Source organism: Streptomyces sp. NPDC006544 (assembly GCF_040611715.1).
GTDB lineage: Bacteria > Actinomycetota > Actinomycetes > Streptomycetales > Streptomycetaceae > Streptomyces.
The window spans coordinates 1-18010 of record NZ_JBEXOV010000002.1; the positions used below are offsets into that span (position 1 = coordinate 1).

At 70.4% G+C, this 18010-nt stretch carries 20 protein-coding genes and 1 pseudogene; 17 read left to right on the forward strand and 4 right to left on the reverse strand.

Annotated features, from left to right (window positions below; all coding sequences use genetic code 11):
* The 5 genes from ABZY44_RS00990 to ABZY44_RS01010 all read left to right on the forward strand — a co-directional run.
* The coding region (locus ABZY44_RS00990) for a phosphotransferase (protein WP_356649442.1) at positions 1–438 on the forward strand (438 nt) is incomplete at its 5' end.
* A gap of 225 nt (positions 439–663) precedes the next feature.
* Positions 664–2478 (forward strand): AMP-dependent synthetase/ligase, encoded by a 1815-nt coding sequence (locus ABZY44_RS00995; protein WP_356649580.1) that lies wholly within the window; start codon positions 664–666, stop codon positions 2476–2478.
* Between the two features lie 320 nt (positions 2479–2798).
* Positions 2799–4391 (forward strand): alpha/beta hydrolase, encoded by a 1593-nt coding sequence (locus ABZY44_RS01000; RefSeq protein WP_356649443.1) that lies wholly within the window; start codon positions 2799–2801, stop codon positions 4389–4391.
* A 311-nt stretch (positions 4392–4702) separates the two neighbouring features.
* A complete protein-coding gene (locus tag ABZY44_RS01005; RefSeq protein WP_356649444.1) occupies positions 4703–5338 on the forward strand; it encodes a DUF6232 family protein in 636 nt (211 codons plus the stop codon).
* A complete protein-coding gene (locus ABZY44_RS01010; protein ID WP_356649445.1) occupies positions 5338–5745 on the forward strand; it encodes a hypothetical protein in 408 nt (135 codons plus the stop codon). Before ABZY44_RS01005 ends, ABZY44_RS01010 begins: the two co-directional genes overlap by 1 nt.
* A 16-nt stretch (positions 5746–5761) precedes the next feature.
* Here the strand turns inward: ABZY44_RS01010 and ABZY44_RS01015 are convergent, their stop codons facing one another.
* Complete coding sequence (locus ABZY44_RS01015) at positions 5762–6172, reverse strand: peptidoglycan-binding domain-containing protein (RefSeq protein WP_356649581.1); 411 nt, start codon at positions 6170–6172, stop codon at positions 5762–5764.
* Here ABZY44_RS01015 and ABZY44_RS01020 point away from each other — a divergent pair.
* The 6 genes from ABZY44_RS01020 (at position 6165) to ABZY44_RS01045 (ending at position 10846) form a co-directional block, all read left to right on the forward strand.
* Positions 6165–6365 carry a hypothetical protein gene (locus tag ABZY44_RS01020; protein WP_356649595.1) on the forward strand — a complete coding sequence of 67 codons (201 nt, stop codon included), beginning with the start codon at positions 6165–6167 and terminating at the stop codon, positions 6363–6365. The two genes, ABZY44_RS01015 and ABZY44_RS01020, sit on opposite strands and share 8 nt — an antisense overlap.
* 651 nt (positions 6366–7016) lie before the next feature.
* Positions 7017–7880 carry a phosphatidylinositol-specific phospholipase C gene (locus ABZY44_RS01025; protein WP_356649446.1) on the forward strand — a complete coding sequence of 288 codons (864 nt, stop codon included), beginning with the start codon at positions 7017–7019 and terminating at the stop codon, positions 7878–7880.
* A gap of 291 nt (positions 7881–8171) precedes the next feature.
* Positions 8172–9239: a sodium:calcium antiporter gene (locus tag ABZY44_RS01030; protein WP_356649447.1), complete on the forward strand. Its 1068-nt coding sequence runs from the start codon at positions 8172–8174 to the stop codon at positions 9237–9239.
* A gap of 160 nt (positions 9240–9399) precedes the next feature.
* The gene (locus ABZY44_RS01035; RefSeq protein ID WP_356649448.1) at positions 9400–9921 is read left to right on the forward strand and encodes a DUF6232 family protein; all 522 of its coding nucleotides are present in this window, start codon (positions 9400–9402) and stop codon (positions 9919–9921) included.
* The gene (locus ABZY44_RS01040) at positions 9921–10253 is read left to right on the forward strand and encodes a hypothetical protein (RefSeq protein ID WP_356649449.1); all 333 of its coding nucleotides are present in this window, start codon (positions 9921–9923) and stop codon (positions 10251–10253) included. The genes ABZY44_RS01035 and ABZY44_RS01040 overlap by 1 nt, the downstream gene beginning before the upstream one ends.
* A gap of 179 nt (positions 10254–10432) precedes the next feature.
* Positions 10433–10846, forward strand: coding sequence for a hypothetical protein (locus tag ABZY44_RS01045; RefSeq protein WP_356649450.1), 414 nt, complete (start codon positions 10433–10435; stop codon positions 10844–10846).
* A gap of 78 nt (positions 10847–10924) precedes the next feature.
* Here the strand turns inward: ABZY44_RS01045 and ABZY44_RS01050 are convergent, their stop codons facing one another.
* Both ABZY44_RS01050 and ABZY44_RS01055 read right to left on the reverse strand, forming a co-directional pair.
* Entirely contained in the window at positions 10925–11170 is a 246-nt protein-coding gene (locus tag ABZY44_RS01050) for a DUF397 domain-containing protein (protein ID WP_356649582.1), read from the reverse strand.
* A gap of 78 nt (positions 11171–11248) precedes the next feature.
* Positions 11249–11356, reverse strand: a pseudogene (locus tag ABZY44_RS01055) (Scr1 family TA system antitoxin-like transcriptional regulator); the annotation flags it as partial.
* 28 nt (positions 11357–11384) lie between these two features.
* Here ABZY44_RS01055 and ABZY44_RS01060 point away from each other — a divergent pair.
* The 3 genes from ABZY44_RS01060 (at position 11385) to ABZY44_RS01070 (ending at position 14134) form a co-directional block, all read left to right on the forward strand.
* A complete protein-coding gene (locus ABZY44_RS01060) occupies positions 11385–11663 on the forward strand; it encodes an ATP-binding protein (protein ID WP_356649583.1) in 279 nt (92 codons plus the stop codon).
* A gap of 88 nt (positions 11664–11751) precedes the next feature.
* Positions 11752–12138, forward strand: coding sequence for a hypothetical protein (locus tag ABZY44_RS01065; protein WP_356649451.1), 387 nt, complete (start codon positions 11752–11754; stop codon positions 12136–12138).
* A 301-nt stretch (positions 12139–12439) separates the two neighbouring features.
* A complete protein-coding gene (locus ABZY44_RS01070) occupies positions 12440–14134 on the forward strand; it encodes a hypothetical protein (protein ID WP_356649452.1) in 1695 nt (564 codons plus the stop codon).
* Between the two features lie 321 nt (positions 14135–14455).
* Here ABZY44_RS01070 and ABZY44_RS01075 read toward each other — a convergent pair whose 3' ends face one another.
* Positions 14456–14659 carry a cold-shock protein gene (locus tag ABZY44_RS01075; protein WP_112451444.1) on the reverse strand — a complete coding sequence of 68 codons (204 nt, stop codon included), beginning with the start codon at positions 14657–14659 and terminating at the stop codon, positions 14456–14458.
* A 237-nt stretch (positions 14660–14896) separates the two neighbouring features.
* Here ABZY44_RS01075 and ABZY44_RS01080 point away from each other — a divergent pair, with 237 nt between their 5' ends.
* The 3 genes from ABZY44_RS01080 (at position 14897) to mqnC (ending at position 18003) form a co-directional block, all read left to right on the forward strand.
* The gene (locus ABZY44_RS01080; RefSeq protein ID WP_356649453.1) at positions 14897–15760 is read left to right on the forward strand and encodes a menaquinone biosynthesis protein; all 864 of its coding nucleotides are present in this window, start codon (positions 14897–14899) and stop codon (positions 15758–15760) included.
* A gap of 220 nt (positions 15761–15980) precedes the next feature.
* Positions 15981–16718, forward strand: coding sequence for an A24 family peptidase (locus ABZY44_RS01085; RefSeq protein ID WP_356649454.1), 738 nt, complete (start codon positions 15981–15983; stop codon positions 16716–16718).
* Positions 16719–16803: 85 nt separating this feature from the next.
* Positions 16804–18003, forward strand: a complete 1200-nt coding sequence (mqnC, locus tag ABZY44_RS01090) for a cyclic dehypoxanthinyl futalosine synthase (RefSeq protein WP_356649584.1) — start codon at positions 16804–16806, stop codon at positions 18001–18003.
* Positions 18004–18010: the final 7 nt, after the last annotated feature.

Below are 18010 nucleotides of genomic sequence, written 5' to 3' on the forward strand. Positions count from 1 at the left end.
CGTGCCGTTGACCGCCTTGCTGAGCTCGCCGACGATCCAGGCGGCGGCGTCCGCGACCGGCTGGAGGAGCGGCTGCGGAGCCTGGCGGCGGCCGTGCGGCCGCGCGCGCAGTACGCGGTCGTGCACGGCGAACTGGGACCCGATCACGTGCTGGTGGCCGCGGACGGGAGCCCCGTGGTGATCGACATCGAGGGGTCGATGTACTTCGACGTCGAGTGGGAGCACGTATTCCTGCGGATCCGCCTGCCCGACGCCTACCGGCCGCTCGGTGTGGACGGACTGGACGAGGACCGGCTCGCGCTCTACACGCTCGCCCAGCGACTCTCGCTGACGGCGGGACCGCTGCGCCTGCTCGACGGGGACTTCCCCGACCGGACGGTCATGGCGGGCATCGCCGAGCACAACCTGAAGCAGGCGCTGGAACTGCTCCGCGCCTGATCTCCTGCGCGGCGGGGCTCTGCGTACCGCACCTGCGCGCACCCCGTGTCCGGGTGCGGGCGGTGGCGTGGAGGGTCCGTGAAAAAGGGCGGGCGGGGGTGTTCAGGCCAGTTACCTCTCAGTAGATTACCGGCGGTAACGCTCCGTCCGACCGAGGAGAGCAAAGCCGTGGCAGCCGAATCGAACCTGGTCAGGGTCAACGAGCCCGTGGAGCCCGGCAAAACGCTGATCGACGGGCGGGTCCGCGAGGTGTGGGTGCCCGCACTGGCCCGGGTGCCGGTGAGCGGGTCCCTCGGGGACATCCCCTTCGCCAACGCCCGGGAGGCGCCCGGCGAGGCGGTCCTCGCCCGCAAGGAGCGCGACGGGACCTGGCGGGACGTGAGCGCGGCCGAGTTCGCCGCCGAGGTGCTCGCCGTCGCCAAGGGGCTGATCGCCGAGGGGCTGCGGCCCGGCGACCGGCTGGCCATCATGGCGAGGACCACCTACGAATGGACCCTGCTGGACTTCGCCGGCTGGGCGGCCGCGCTGGTCACCGTCCCGGTCTACCCGACCTCCTCCGCCATCCAGGCGCGCTGGATCCTCCACGACTCCGGCGCCGTGGCCTGCGCGGTCGAGGACACCGCGCAGGCGCGGATGATCAGCGCGGAACGGGCCAACCTGCCGTGGCTGCGGCACCTGTGGGAGTTCGACACCGGTGCGGTGGCCCGGCTGGTCAAGGCAGGCGAGCACGTGCCCGACGAGGTCGTGCGCGACCGGCTGGCCGGATGCGCGCCGGAATCCGTCGCGACCCTCATCTACACCTCCGGCACCACCGGGCGCCCCAAGGGGTGCGTGCTGACGCACGGCAACTTCTTCGCCGAGGTGGACAACGCGGTGGAGCTGCTGCACCCCGTCTTCAAGTCGGTCAGCAAGGACCCGGCCTCGACCCTGCTCTTCCTGCCGCTGTCGCACGTCTTCGGGCGGATGGTCGCCATCGGCTGCATGCGGGCGCGGGTGAAGGTCGGCCACGCGCCCAGCATCCGCGGCGAGGACCTCCTCGCCGACCTGGCCGGCTTCCGGCCGACGTTCCTGCTGGCGATCCCGTACGTCCTGGAGAAGGTCTACAACACCGCGCGGGCCACCGCCGAGAAGATGGGCCGGGCGTCCTCCTTCGACCGGGCCGCGCGGATCGCGCGGCGCGTCGGGGAGGTCGCCGAGGGCAAGCGGCCCGGGCTCGGGCTGAGGGCGGCGCGGGCGGTGTACGACCCGCTCGTGTACCGGCGGATCCGGGCGGCGCTGGGCGGGCGCGTGCGGTACGTCCTGAGCGGCGGCTCCCCGCTGGGGCGGCGCCTGGCCGCGTTCTACACGGGCGCGGGCATCGAGGTCTTCGAGGGCTACGGGCTCACGGAGACGACCGCCGCCGCGACCCTCACCCCGCCGCTGCGTCCCCGGCTGGGCACGGTGGGATGGCCGCTGCCGGGGACGGCGGTGCGGATCGCCGACGACGGGGAGGTGCTGCTGCGCGGGCCGCACGTGTTCGCGGGGTACTGGAACGGCCCGCCGGTGGGCGGGGACCAGTGGCTGGCCACCGGGGACATCGGGGAGCTCGACGCGGACGGGTACCTGACCATCACCGGCCGGAAGAAGGACATGCTCATCACCTCGGGAGGCAAGAACGTCGCCCCCGCCCCGCTGGAGGACTGGCTGCGGGCCCACCCGCTGGTCGGCCAGTGCATGGTCGTCGGAGACAACCGGCCCTACGTGACCGCGCTGATCACCCTGGAACCGGAGGGGCTGCAGCACTGGCGGCAGATGCACAAGAAGGTGGGCGTGCCGATCGCCCAGCTGGTGGGCGACGAGGAACTGCGGGCGGACCTCCAGCGGGCGGTGGACGACGCGAACCGGCTGGTGTCGCGGGCGGAGTCGATCCGGCGCTTCGCGGTGCTCACGGGGGAGTTCACGGAGGCGCGGGGCCACTTGACCGCGTCGCTGAAACTCCGCCGGGGCGCGATCGCGCGGGACCACGAGAAGGAGATCGAACGTTTGTACCATCGCCAGTGACGTAGCTCCGCCCGGCGTCCGGAGGACCGGTTCGGCCGGTCGGCGTGGGGGGCGCGGCGTCGGCGGAGCCCAGGGGCGTTCGGGTCGGGTCCGGGCGGAGTCCGGGGAAAGTTGGAAGTGCGGGGAGGGGGACAGGACCCGCGCGGCGGGCCGGTGGGTGGGTCTCGCGGGCGGGCGCCTGGCTCGGGAGCCGTTTATGGTGGGCTGACCGGTTCGGGGGGTTGCCCGAGGAGGGTGCAGTGCGCCGTTCCCGTTCCCGCAGCCGTGTGCGGATCCGGTCCCGGCCGCGCCGCGGTGCGCGTCCGCGGATAGCCGTCGGCGTGTCCGTCGGCGCCCTGCTGCTGGGAACGCTGGCCGCCGCGCCGAGCCCCGCTCCCACCCCCGCCGTCGCGGCCATTCGCTGGGGCGCCTGCCCCGACCGTCCGGTCCCCGCTCCCGCCTCCCTCCGCTGCGGGACGCTCCGCGTCCCCCTCGACCCCACCGCCCCGGCGAAGACGGCGAAGGCCACCGTCGCGGTGGCCCTGGCCCGACTTCCCGCCACCGGGCCCCCGGCCCGGCGGATCGGGTCCCTCGTGCTGAACTTCGGCGGCCCCGGAGCCCCCGGGATCGCCACCCTCGCCGCCGACCCCAACGCCTTCGCGGAGCTCAACAAGCGCTACGACCTCGTCGTCTTCGACCCCCGCGGCGTCGGCCTCAGCGAGCCCGTCACCTGCGGCGATAGCGGTGGCGACGGCGGTGGCGGTGGCGGTGGCGATGGTGTGTCGGGAGGCGCCGCGACCGCCGTCGGCGAAGACCCCGGGGGCGACGACGACCCCGCAGGTGACGACCCCGCCGCCGACACCCCCGCCGCCCAGCTCGCCGCCCTCCGCGCCGCGGCCGCACGCTGCGCGCGCGAGTCCGGCCCGGTGCTCCCGTACATCGGGACCGTCCACGTGGCCCGCGACATGGACCTCGTCCGCGAGGCCCTAGGTGAGGACGAGCTCGACTTCCTCGGCTTCTCCTACGGGACCCGCCTCGGCGCGGTCTACGCCGCCCTGTTCCCGCGGCACACCGGCCGGATGGTCCTCGACGGGGTCGACACCCTCAGTGAGCCGCTCGCCGAGCAGGCCCTCATGTCGGCGGCCGGCCAGCAGCGGGCGCTGGACAACTTCCTCGTCTGGTGCGCGCACCGGCAGGCCTGCGTCTACGGCACGAACACCCGTACCGCCAAGGAGAAGGTCCTGGCCCTGGTCACCCGCCTCGACGCCGAGCCCCTGACCGGCGGTGGCGGCATGAGCTTCACCGGGCAGGACGTGGTCGAGGCGATCGGCGTGGCCCTGTACTCGCCGAAGATGTGGCCCGCCCTCGCGGACGCGCTCGCACGCGTCGAGGACCACGGCGACCCGGTGGGCCTGATGCAACTCGGCGGCCCGGCCGACCCGCCCCCCGAGGAGCGGGCGGACCACCACGGCACCGAGGTGCCCGGCGACAACGCCCGCGCCGCGCTCGTCGCCGTGAACTGCGCCGACGACCCCGACCGCGGCGACGACAAGGCGTCCCCGGCGGCCGTCGCGCGGGAGATCGAGGCGCTCGCGCCCGTCTTCCGGGCGGCTTCGCCGGTCTTCGGGCCGCGCCAGCTGATGACGGTCCTGGCCTGCTACGGGCGCCCGGCCGGCACCGATTTCATCCGCAGGATCGACCACCCGGCCGGGATCCCGCGCATGCTGCTCGTCGGTACCCGCGGCGACCCGGCGACCCCGTACGAGTGGACGGAGGAGACGGCGCAGCGGCTCGGCAACGCCGTGGTCCTGGACTACAAGGGCGAGGGCCACACCGGCTACCTGTCCTCGCCCTGCGTGCGCGGGTACGTGGACCACTTCCTCATCGACGGCCGGCTGCCGTCCGGTACGCGCTCCTGCCCCGCCGACACGTGAGGGACGGTGGGCGGCGGGTGCGGGCCGGGCGGCCGGGCGAGGTGGTGACGGACCGGTAGGAGCTCCCTGACCGCGCAGCTCAGCTTTCCTGGCCCGGGACCGCAGGCGCCCCGGCCGCGTGGCCGCAGGTCCGCCGCAGCGCGCACATCGGCCTCAATCCAGTTGATTCAGAGCCGAGTTGGCGCATTCTGGCTACATACATGTCAGCTCCTCGGTGTGCTTAATGGATCCTCACGCCTCCCCGGCTCCCTGGGCAGGGACCATGCGGAACGGGGACACGGGGCAGGGACACACGAACACACGGGGGAAGCATGGAATCCAACGAAGCGGCGCCACCACTACCGCCGTTACCTTCGCAGCCGCCCGTGCCGCCGTCGTGGATGGCGGCACCGGCACCGGCACCGGCACCGACGCCGGCGCCGGCACTGCACCAGAGGCAGGACTTCGGCGAATCCGGCATCGTGCTGCGGGTCAGCAAGCGCCTGCTGTGGGTGGGGGAAGCGGCCTATCCGCTGCACAACGTCGTCCGGGTGCGGACCTACGTGCTCAAGCCCGATCGTGGTAAGGCGCTGGGTGAGTTCGCGCTGTCCGTGCTCGTGCTGGCCGTGCTCTTCTACCTGGCCACTGCCGACAGCAGCGGAGCCGGCATGATCTCGATCGTCGTGGTGGCGCTCTTCCTCGCCACGCGCCTCGTGCACCGGCTGACCCGGCCGGACCTGTACGTCATGGGCGTGGAGACCTCCGGTGCGCCCGCCGCGGTGGTGACGCTGGCGGACCACGCCGAGCTGCGAAGGCTGGTCGCGCGCATCGTCGACGTCATCGAACATCCGGCGGCGCCGGAGTTCTCGGCGTACGTGCTGCGACCGGCGGTGAACATCGGGCAATACGTCCACAACGGAGACACCGCGAACATCAGCGGCTCCGGCAACATAGGGGTGATGAAGTGATGACGGACGGGAACGGCGACGGTGCGGGCGCAGGCGCCTACCACCACATCGGAGACAACGTCACCGTCAACGGATCGCACAACATCGGCATCGTCAAGAACCATTCCCCGAGCGTCTCCCCGTCGGCCACACCGGCCCTGGACGGGCAGATCGAGGCGCTCCGGCGGATGCTGCTGGAGCTGCGCGCCCAGGTCGAACCGGCGAGCGCGCGGAGCATCGACCGCAACCTCCCCGCGATCACGTCCGGGCCCGCGGAGGAGACGGCGGCCGTCGAGGGTGGCTTCGAGGAGCGGCGGCACGGCGCGCTGATGGCGGTCGCGGGCATCGCGGCGGTCGCCGGCGAGATCGGGGTCCCGGTCCTCGCGGCGGTGACCGCGATCCTGCGCCTCCTGGGCGGGGCCGGCTGACCCCGCCCCCCGGCGATCAGCAAACGAGATCCGACCCGTTGGCCCAGAAGACGAGGGACGACCATGTCTGAGCTCCGATGAGGCCGTCCACGACAATGCCGGCGCAAGCCTGGAACCGCCTCGTCGCCGCGTCGGTGACCGGGCCGAACCTCCCGTCTTCGGCCAGGCCTGCGCCTGTCATGGCCTGGTTCAGATAGCACTGGGCTTGTCGGACTGCCCTTCCTGAGGAGCCGAGCTTGAGGGTGGGGCGGCTGATGGTGTAGTGACAGACGTCCACTGCTTTCGTCGTCGCCTCATGATGCGCCTGAACTTCGACCGCCGCACTGGTCGCAGAAGAGGCGCTCTCAGGTACCGCGACGGCCGTGCCCCCCGCAAAGACGAGAGGGACCACTAGGGCCGCAGTAGTGAACAGGTGTCGCATGTTCATCACCTCCAAGGGCGTCGCCGTGCTGCCATATCCGCCGTCGTACGTGATGGACGGCACGACGGCACGACGGCGCGACAGATGGGTAGGGCATGGGCAGGACATGGGCACGCCGGACGCGCCACCCGCCGTCCGGGCATACATCGCCATGTCGGATACGGTCATCGTTCACGAGCTTGACGTGCGGGAAATGTGAAATCACACGACAAACAGCGGTCTTCACCCACGCCGAATTGCAGTGAATGCACTGCACTGTGGGATGCGCTGTTCGGTGACCCGGGCATCCGAGAGTAAAACTCTAGGCGAGTCTGGCCGCTGCCCTGCACATCGCCTGACGCTGCGGGTCTCCGCAGCCGACAAACTCAGATTACGCCTTCAGGCATGCATGAGCATCCGAACTGGCCCTGGTTCGCGACGACGAGCATCACCCGGCCTCCCCGGCCTCCCCGGCCACCCGCGTCCGCCGGGCGATGACCCACGTCCTAGCCGCCCGACGCGATCCGGTACGCCCCCGGCGTCGTGCCCGTCCAGCCACCTCGGCGGGCAAAGGCAGCGCGGGGCGGGGTCGGGGAGCGGATGACCGCATCCCGTTCCCCTCCGCAAGAGCGTTAGCGCACGACAGTGAAACGTCAACGGCCCTGTTTACGGTGTCGTACGGATCGGCTGGGACCCCAACGCATGGCCGGCCCCCGCTGATTGATCAGCTCTGGGAGCCGTGAGCCGCAGAACCCGTGCGCCTGCCTCGGCGTCCAGAGTGCGTTCTTCCCCGTGTTTCGTCCTGAATCGGAGAACAGGCATGAGTCCTCACCGTCGTGACGTCCTGAAGTGGGCAGCCGGAGCCGGTGGCGTGGCCGCTGCCACCGTGCTCGGCCTCCCGAGTACGGCAACTGCCGCGAGCTGGTCCGCCCGGTCCTGGATGGGACAACTCTCCAACAGCCTTCCCGTCACGAAGCTGACGATCCCCGGAACCCACAACACCTGCGCCAACAGTGGCATCTTCGTCGCCAAGTGCCAGGACTGGGACCTGCTGACACAGCTCAACAAGGGCATCCGATTTCTCGATATCCGTCTGAACGGATTGCAGGGCTCCTCGAACGAGATGGGCCTATATCACGGCAACGTATTCATGGAGAAGCGGTTCCAGGATGTCCTCAATGACTGCGACTACTTCCTGCGGAGCAATCCGAAGGAATTGATCATCATGCGCGTCAAGAATGAGAATGCGGGAGGTCAGGCGCTCGGTGCGGAGGAATTCAGGCGCCGCTTCAACTGGCACCTGGACGATCCGTCGATGAACTTCCGTCCGCTCTTCTGGACCAGCCCCGAGTGGCCCACCCTGGGCCAGGCCCGCGGCAAGGTCGTGCTCCTCACCGACTTCAGCGACGAGTGGACCGTCCTCAAATGGAACGACCACTGCAAGATTCAGGACCAGTACAACGTCTCGGACGACGAGAAGAAGAAGGCGATCGTCGACTGGTTCGACGCGGCGTGGTTCGACCAGACCACTTCCAAGATGTTCATCAACTTCACCAGCACCGCAAAGGGGCCCGTCCCCGAACCTTCCGTCGGGGCCCAGAAGATCTTCCCGAGTGTCTACGCGTACCTGGAGCCCAGGAAGGCTCAGCGCGCCCGCTTCGGCATCGTGCCCATGGATTTCCCCAACTACCGCCCCGATATCATGAACCTCTTGATCGACAAGAACTTCGTCTAATGGCTCGTCATGCGATCACGGGCGGGCCCCATGAAGTCGGCGACGCCCCGGCTGTGTAATATGGGCGGCTGCGAAGGGGAGTAGCCCCGCAATACCGGTCGTCGACACACTGGAACCCCCGGGTTCCCGGTGGCCGGGCCCGGAGTCGTCGAGTGAGACTGCGGGCGGGCGAGACCTTCGGCCCTTTGTCGACGACACTTTGTGCGCGCCGGCGGGGTCGAAGCCGTGCCGCCGCCCCTCGCGCCGCCCGCCCTTCGGCCCCTGCCGGTGCGGGAAGGCTGGACGAGTCCCGTGATCCATTTCGTACTGCTCATCGTCTGCGCGGTGGCGATCTACCTCTCCTGCGAGTGGTTCGTCAACGCGGTGGAGTGGCTGGGCGAGCGCCTCAACGTCGGGAAGATGGCGGTCGGCACGATCCTGGCCGCCTTCGGCACCGCCCTCCCGGAGTCCGTGGTGACGCTGGTCGCGGTGACCACCGGCACGACCGACGAAGCCAAGAACATCGGCGTGGGCGCCGCGATGGGCGGCCCCCTCGCCCTGGCCACCGTCGCCTACGGCGTCACCGGCACCATGCTGCTCCTCAAACGCCGCAAGGAGCGCGCCGCCTGCCTCGTCATGGCCGGCGGCCCTCGCGCCGAGGTCTCACCGCCGGGCGGTGAGACCCTGGGCGACGCCAGGGACATGAAGCGGCTGGCCAAGGACCAGAAGTGGTTCCTGGCGATCTTCATCGTCAAGGTCGCGCTCGGCCTGGTCGCCTTCGCCTTCAAGCCCGCCCTCGGCCTGCTGTTCTTCGCCGCCTACGCGGTGTACTTCTGGCGCGAGATCCGCAGCAGCAAGGCTGCCGAGGACGACGCGGATGAGGACGCGCAGGAGCTGGAGCCGCTGAAGTTCCAGCCCGAGAAGACCTCCCCGGCCACCTGGGCCGTCGTCGCACAGACCCTGGCCACCCTCGTGGTGATCTTCTTCGCCGCGCACTTCTTCGTGAAGCAGCTCGACGTCATCGGCCCCATGCTCGGCCTGTCCGCCACCGTGACCGCGCTGCTGCTCTCGCCGATCGCCACCGAGCTCCCGGAGATCATGAACGCGGTCATCTGGGTCCGCCAGGGCAAGACCAAGCTGGCCCTGGCCAACATCTCGGGCTCCATGATGATCCAGGCCACCGTCCCCAGCGGCATCGGCCTGCTGTTCACCACGTGGCACTTCGACGGCGCCCTGCTGTGGTCCGGCGTCGTCACCACGGCGGCGATCGTCTACCTCCTGCTGACGATGCGCGCCCACAAGCTCACCCCGGCCCGCCTGGCCGTCGCGGCCGGGTTCTACGGCGTCTTCGCCCTCGGCCTCATCCCCCTCCTGGCCTGAGGGCGCCCACCACGGGAAACGCGCATTCCGATGCCGCTCGCGTCAAGCGGAATGGTAAATGGATCATGACTACGTCGAAATGGCCCAATCCCTACGTGTCCGGTCGGGCCCGCCCTACACTTCGAGCCGTCAACGCCAAAAAAAGCCAGGGGGGCGAAAAATGGCGTCTAGCAATTCGACGGTCCAAGTCCGTGTGCAAGAGGGCGTGCTGTGGGTCGACGGTGAGGCCTACCCGTTGCGCAACATCTCCCACGTCGGACAGCGCGTATTGGAGGTCAACAAGGGCGCCGCATGGAAACAGTTCATCCGCCGGGCTCTGCTCTGCCTGATCGTCGGCATGATCGCGACGGCCATCTTCGGGAACTTCGCCGCGGTCCTGATGGTCGCCGTCCTCGGCCTGCTGATCTGGCAGCTCGTCCAGGTGATCAGCCGGCCCCCGGTGTACGGGCTGGTCCTCAACACCTCCGGCACCCAGCGCGACGCCGTGTGGTCCCTGGACCACAGCGAGATCGAGACCCTCGTCTTCGAGATCACGAAGGCCATCGGGCGCCCGGACGCGGGCCCGGTGACCATCAACATCAAGGAAGCCGTCATGGGTGACCAGATCAAGCAGTACGGAGCCGGGAGCATCGGCATCGCCGAGCACAGCGGTTCCGGCAACATCAGGGGAGGGGGCCGCTGATGGAGGGTGACAGCTACACGCAGCACGGGGCCGGGAGCATCGGCAGGGCCTCGCACACGGGCTCCGGGGACATCGTGGCCGGAGGAAAGTACGGCGGAGGAGCGGCGCCGGACGCGTCGGCCGTCGAAAAGCTCCTCGCGGAAGTCCAGGAGATGAGGCAGCACCTGGATGCGAGTGACCGGGCGGAAGTGGACGCGGCGGTCGAGGAAATCAGTTCGAATCCGCCCGAGGAGCGATTCCAGCGACTGCTCCGGACGTTCTCCGGAATTGCGGCGCTCATCGGCGAAGCCGGAGTTCCCGTGATCAGCGCGGTCAAGGCCCTTCTGGGCTGACGCGGAAGCAGAAGCGAAAGCGAAAGCGGAAGGAGGAGGGTGGGCACGGTTCGCCCGATCACGGAGTTCTCTGTGCTTCGTGATCACCGGGGATCCGTGCCCGCCGTCCCCTCAAGGGGGTGTTGCCCATCCGGCCGGAGCGGGGAGAGACTGCTGATGAGCCGAGAGTAGGTGCGCCCGTGGCAGCAGCCGAACCGGAGCACGTCGCCTGGTTGTCCGAGAGACAGCTGGCCCGAGCCTGGCCGACCATCCGAAAGACCTGCCTGAACGCCACCGTGAAGGCCAACGGAGTCCGCAACGACAACCGTGTATCGCACTCCACGTGGGGCGAGAGCCAGTGGCGCACGTACCACCCCGCGGACGTCGCCCGGGTGGCCAGGGCGATCGCCGACGGCACCGCGGAGCTCCAGCCGCACTGGCGGAACGACACCCCCGAGGCCAAGCTGCTCGATCAGCGCCTGCGCAGGGAGAACCTGCCCGGTGCCATCGGGTGCGCCCTGCTCGTGGCCATCCCGTTGGCGATCATCGTCATTCTCCTGATCATCTCCTGGAACGGCTCCGGATCGTCGTCTTCGCCCTCCTACTGGCACTGACCCACGAAGAGTCCACCCAGTCGGCCGACCCAACTCGCGCGTCTGCCCGCCCGGCTGCCTCACCTGCCGGCGGAGGCACTAAGCCGTGGTGACTCCACCGAGGAACGCGACCCAGGCGGCGGGGGCCACGGCGAGCTGCGGGCCCGCCTGGACCTTGGAGTCCCGGACGTGGACGGAGTCGGCGCATCCGGCGACCTCGACGCACTGGCCGCCTTCGCCGCCGCTGTAGCTGGACTTCCGCCAGTCGAAGGCGACTTCGAGGCACTCGCCGCCCTCTCTGGAGCTGTAACTGCTCTTGAACCAGGCCAGGTCCGTGATGTTCATCGTTCTCCCAGCGTCAGGAGCAGGCCACTGCTCCAGGATCACTTGGCGGGCTAGACGGTCCGTAACCCGCTTCTCGACTGTCTCCTCGTCCAGCATGGGACGGCGGTGACGGAAGAGCGCCCGCGCGTACGCCTCGGTCTGCAACAAGCCAGGAATGGCCTGGACCTCGTAGTAGTGCAAGGCCACAGATGTAGCCTCCGCCTCCGCGAATTTCCTGAACCAGTCCGGATGCCGCGTCCCGAACGCCGTCCAGCACGGGCGGGTGCCCGGACGGGACTTCGAGATCCGGCTGGGATACGACGGGCTGCGGGTCCGGGTGGAGGTGAGCGACGCCCGGGGCGACAAGGCGCCTCCGGAGGCGCTGCCCGGGGTCGACGACTGGTCGGCGGAGGGCGGGCGCGGGCTGGCGCTCGTACAGGCCGTGGCGCGGGAGTGGGGCGTCGCCCCGCGCGGGCCGGGCGGCCCGGGGAAGACGGTGTGGGCGTGTCTGTGACCGACCGGCCAGACGGGCCGCCTGCCCCTCCCGCACGCCCCGGCAGGCCGGTTGACGCGCGCGCACGGGGAACGGTCATGATGGGGACATGACGAACAGGGCGGGGAGCGGGGCGAAGAGCGGGGAACCCGGCGGCCCGCCGGTGTGTCCGTGGTGCGGGGCGGAGGACACCGGGGCGGCGGTCCCCGAGGTCCCCGACGGCAACGGGTGCCTGCACTTCCTCGAGGGCACCGTGATGGCCGCCATGGCCGCGGCCGCCGGCAAGCACTTCGCGGACGCCCGGGGCTGGCCGTGGCTCACTCCGGTCGGGGCCGTCGTCGCGCTGCTCGTGCTCGCCGCCACGATCGCCGTCGTCCGCAGTGACCACCGGGACCGGCAGCGGGCGCAGGACGCGGCCGACCGCGCGGCCGCGGTCGCCGCCGGCGCTCCCCGCCACTGCACCGAGTGCGGGGACGCCTTCCCGGCCGGGGGGTGAGCGCGTCGCGCCGCCGGTTGCCGTCACACCGGCCCAAAGGGCCGCAGAGCGGTCAACACGAACCATTGGGGCGGATGGGGCGGGGAGTTGAGGCTCTGGTCCATAACGGGCCAGGGCACCGGTGAAGACGAGACGAATGGTGTGCCACATCTCGTGGGGGGACGGTGAGTCGCGCCCTGTGACCTGATAGACAGTTAACATCCACGGCCCGACCGGTCGTACACGCAGTCGTACGCGTACCTGGATGCGTAGCCGTTTTACGGTGGCCCCGATCGGCCGCCTTGGGGGGATTTGCCGCACCGTGAAGCCACTGAAGCCACTTCACCGTCACCTCGTCAACACCTCGCGCAAGGTCGTGTGCACCGCAGCTCTCGCGGCCAGCCTGACCACCGCCGCGGTCGTGACCAACTCGCCGATCGCGGGCGCGGGGGAAGCCGAACCGACTCCGGACAGCCCCCAGGCCGAAGACCGCGGTGACGCACGGCTGGACCTGCCGGACCTGCTCGCGGACCCGGCGCCGCCGCCGGGCGCGACCAGCCCCGAAGGAGCGGTCAGCGGCATACCCGCGACCGCGCTCGACGCGTACAAGCGGGCCGAGCTCTCCGTGGCCGCCGCGCTCCCCGGCTGCCACCTGCCCTGGCAGCTCCTGGCGGGCATCGGCCGGACGGAGTCCGTGCACGCCTCCGGCTACGGGCTCAAGGCGGACGGGTACACCGAGAAGCCGATCCGCGGGCCGCGCCTGGACGGCAACGGCTTCGCCGAGATCCGCGACACGGACAAGGGCGAGTGGGACGCGGACGCGGTGTACGACCGCGCGGTCGGCCCGATGCAGTTCATCCCCTCCACGTGGACCACGTGGGGCGCCGACGGCAACGGCGACTCCAAGCGCGACCCGAACAACATCTACGACGCTTCCCTGGGCGCCGGGCTCTACCTGTGCGCGGGAGGCCGCAACCTCTCCGACGCGGCGCAGCTCGACAAGGCGATCCTCAGCTACAACAGCTCGCGCGAGTACGTGAACACCGTGCTCGGGTACATGCGGCAGTACCAGGCCGGGGACGGCGTCGTCGGGGTCCCGAACCCGCCGGCCGGGAACTACCCGACCCCGAACCCGCCGGTCCTGCCGACGCCGCCGGTGTACCGGCCTCCGGTGACCAGGCCCCCGGTCACTCCGCCCGTCACCACCCCTCCGGTGACGACGCCGCCCGTGACCACGCCGCCGGTCACTCCGCCCGTGACGCCTCCGGCCGCCCCGCACCTGGACCGCCTCGAGGCGGTCGGCTCCACCGAGCTCAAGGCCGAGGCGGGGACCGCGTTCACGCAGGCCCCGCAGGTCAAGGCGGTCCTCAGCGACGGCAAGCCGGCCGCCGACCAGGTCGTGGTGCTGTCGGTCGACGAGGACGGCACCGGCGGGACGGTCTTCGCGGCCGACGGCAAGAACTTCGCGGTCCTGCACACCGACGCGAACGGCCTGGCGACGATGCCCGCGCTGAAGGCGGGCGCCAAGGCCGGCACGTTCGTGCTGCGCGCGTCGGGCTACGACTCCTCGCGCGAGGTCACCGTGAAGTTCACGGGTACGGTCACCCCGAAGCCGGCCCCGGTGGCGGACCTGCTGGTGCGCAGCGACGCGGACGCGGCGAAGCCGCTGGAAGCGGTGGCCGGAGCCAAGATCACGGGCGTCGAGTTCCTCGCGACGGCGAAGGGCGCGCCGGTCGCCGGAGCGAAGGCCACGGCTTCGGTCGGCACGATGGACAAGGACGGCACGTGGGTCCCGGCCGACCCGGCGAAGGCGGGCACGACGCCGTACTTCCTGGACAAGGACGGCAAGAAGCTCACGGAGTCGGAGCTCGCGCCGACGGGACCGGACGGGAAGATCGCCCTCCCGGAACTGATCACGACGGGCGTGACCCCCGGCAAGTACGCGCTCCGCGTCCGCATCTCGGAAAAGGTGCTCGTCACCCTGGAGATCACCATCACCCCGGCGCCGGCGGCATAGTCCGGACGCGCGCCTCAAACGCCGGCCCCTTTCAGCCCCGTCGGCGTTTGAGGCGCGGGGGTCCGGGGGCTGGCCCCCGGCAACGGGCCCGCACCGGGCCCACGGCTCCGGCCGCCCCGACATGAGCGCCCCCGCACCGGAAACCGGTACGGGGGCGCACGGCCGTAGCCTGCCAAGGCCAAGGCCAAGGCCAAGGCCCAGCCCCCAGATCCAACGACCCGGCCAGGGCAAAGGCAGGAGCCCCGTCGACCCCGCTCGCGCGGAGAAGACAGGGCTCCTTGGGTACTGCGTTTTCCAACCGCGACCGGTTGGCCCAGGCGACTAGGCCGGGGTGACGTTCTCCGCCTGCGGGCCCTTCGGACCCTGGGTGACGTCGAAGTTCACCAGCTGGTTCTCCTCGAGGGAGCGGAAGCCGGCGGCGTTGATCGCGGAGTAGTGGACGAAGACATCCGGGCCGCCGCCGTCCTGGGCGATGAAGCCGAAGCCCTTTTCAGCGTTGAACCACTTGACGGTTCCGGTAGCCATGAGCCCTCCTATGGGCCAAAGGGTCGCCCTGCTCCAGAACCTGCTAAGAAGTCTGAAAACTACAAAAGCCTGCGGGTCACATTCTCCGCAGGCCTCGTACTGCAAGGGAAACCAAACTGCAACTTGCGACGAGCCTAGCACGCACCCCGCGGCCGAGACCAGAGGGAAAGATCACGTCACTCGGACGTTTGAGACCCGCCAGACGGCTGACGGAGACAGGGGGGCTAGTCTCGCGATGTGGACGCCTATCGCAGCCGGCCCCGTGTCGGCCACATTCAGTTCCTGAACTGCCTGCCCCTCTACTGGGGGCTGGCGAGAACCGGCACGCTGCTGGACCTGGAGCTGACCAAGGACACCCCGGAGAAGCTCAGTGCGAGCCTCGTCCAGGGCGGCCTGGACATCGGTCCGATCACCCTCGTGGAGTTCCTCCGCAACGCCGACGACCTCGTCGCCTTCCCCGACCTCGCGGTCGGCTGCGACGGTCCCGTCATGTCCTGCGTGATCGTCTCCCAGGTGCCCCTGGACCAGCTGGACGGCGCCCGCGTCGCCCTGGGATCGACCTCGCGGACCTCCGTACGCCTCGCTCAGCTGCTGCTCACCGAGCAGTACGGCGTGCGTCCCGACTACTACACCTGCCCCCCGGACCTGGGGGTGATGATGCAGGAGGCGGACGCGGCGGTGCTGATCGGCGACGCCGCGCTGCGCGCCTCGCTGCACGACGCGCCCCGGCTCGGACTCGCCGTGCACGACCTCGGGCAGATGTGGAAGGAGTGGACGGGGCTGCCGTTCGTCTTCGCCGTCTGGGCCGCCCGCAAGGACTACCTGAAGCGTGAGCCGGACGTCGTCCGCAAGGTCCACGAGGCCTTCCTCGCGTCCCGGGACGTGTCCTTGGAGGAAGTCACCAAGGTCGCCGAGCAGGCGGCCCGCTGGGAGGCCTTCGACGCGGAACTCCTGGAGCGCTACTTCACGACGCTCGACTTCCGCTTCGGCTCGGAGCAGCTGGCCGGCGTACGTGAATTCGCGAGGCGCACGGGAGAGACGACCGGCTATGCGTCGGATGTGGCCGTGGAGCTTCTGGCGGTCGAAGCCGCGGGGTATTAGCGAGGCTTATGACCGTTCGCCTTTCCCCCACCGGGAAAGGCGATTGCCCTCTTGAGCGGGAATGTGTTCCCTTTCCCTCTCCGGGCCGGTTTGACGGGCTGTTTCCCCAGGCTTTCCGGGACTCCTTGAGGCGTGCGGAAGCCGCTGCTACCGTGCCCTCTCCTCCGTCGCGGGTCGGGGCGCGGGGTACGGGGGCGGCTGGCTGAAGGGGGTGGGACCCATGGGCGTCACGGCGCTCGTGGCGGCGGTCGCGCTCTGGGGCGCGGCGACCGGACTGCTCGTTCCCCGGGTCGTCTACCGCCTCTCCGTCGAGCCGGACAGCCCGTGGCGCTCCTCCTGTCCCTCCGGTCATCCCCTGACGGGCCCGGCCCGCGGCTGGCTGGGCCGCGCGACGTGCCCCCGGTGCACGGCCGCCTTCGCGCCCGCCGGGGCGGCCGTACTGCTCACCACCCTCGTCTGCCTCGCCCTCGGGGCGGGGGTCGGCGGGCGGCCCGAACTGTTCGCCTGGCTGCTGCTCGCGCCGCTCACCGTCCTGCTCTGCCTCGTGGACGCGGCCGTGCACCGCCTCCCCGACGTGCTGACCCTTCCGCTCGCCGCCGCGACGGCCGTCACGCTCGGCGCGGCCTCCCTCGTCCCCGGCGCCGGCGGCTCCTGGCGGCGCGCGCTGCTCGGCGGGCTCGTCCTCGGCGGCTGCTACGGCCTGCTCCACCTCGTCAACCCGCGCGGCATGGGCTTCGGCGACGTCAAGCTCGCGCTCGCCGTCGGCCAGGTCCTCGGCTGGTACGGGTGGCCCGTCCTGTTCGCCGGCACCCTCGCCGCCTTCCTCGCGGGGGCGGTGCACGGCCTCGCCCTGATGGTCCTGCGCCGCGGCGACCGCACCACCCCGATCCCCTTCGGCCCCTTCATGGCGGGCGGAGCGCTGGTCGGGGTGGTCTACGCGGGCCTGGGGGGTGTCTGAGAGGCGGCCGCGGCCGCTGGCGTAGGCTGGATCGGTCCGGACCCTTGACACAAGCCGAATGACACAGCCGAAAGGTGACGCACCGGTGACCGACCAGGCCGATCTCCAGTCTGTCCTCGACCGCGCCGCCGCTGGGGGCCGGATCACCAAGGAAGAGGCGCTCGACCTCTACCGCCACGCGCCGCTGCACGCGCTCGGCCAGGCCGCCGACGCCGCGCGCCGCCTCCGCTACGCCGGTACCGAGCACATCGCGACGTACATCATCGAGCGGAACATCAACTACACCAACGTGTGTGTGACGGCGTGCAAGTTCTGCGCCTTCTACGCGGCCCCGAAGGACACGGACAAGGGCTGGACCCGTGACCTCGACGACATCCTGCGCCGCTGCGCGGAGACCGTCGAACTCGGCGGTACCCAGATCATGTTCCAGGGCGGCCACCACCCGGACTTCGGCGTGGAGTACTACGAGCACCACTTCTCCGCCATCAAGAAGGCCTACCCCCAGCTGGTCATCCACTCCCTCGGCGCCTCCGAGATCGACCACATGGCCCGCATCTCCGGCGTCTCGGCCGAAGAGGCCATCAGCCGCATCCACGCGGCCGGCCTCGACTCCTTCGCGGGCGCCGGCGCCGAACTGCTGCCGGAGCGGCCGCGCAAGGCGATCGCCCCGCTCAAGGAGTCCGGCGAACGCTGGCTGGAGATCATGGAGATCGCCCACGCGCTGGGCGTGGAATCCACCTCCACCATGCTGATGGGCACCGGCGAGACCAACGCCGAGCGCATCGAGCACATCGCGATGATCCGTGACACCCAGGACCGTACGGGCGGCTTCCGCGCCTTCATCCCGTACACCTACCAGCCCGAGAACAACCGCCTCAAGGGCCGTACCCAGGCGACCGTCTTCGAGTACCTGCGCATGATCGCCATCGCGCGGCTCTTCCTCGACAACATCGCCCACATCCAGGGCTCCTGGCTCACCGTCGGCAAGGAGGCGGGCCAGCTCTCCCTGCACTACGGCGCCGACGACCTCGGCTCGATCATGCTGGAGGAGAACGTCGTCTCCTCGGCCGGTGCCAAGCACCGCTCCAACCGCATGGAGATCATCGACCTGATCCGCAAGGCGGGCCGCGTCCCGGCGCAGCGCGCGACGACCTACGAGCACCTCCTCGTGCACGACGACCCGGCGAACGACCCGGTCGACGACCGCGTCGTCTCGCACATCTCCTCCACCGCCATCGAAGGCGGCACGGCCCACCCCGAGCTGAAGCTCATCTCCTCGAACTGACGCGCCG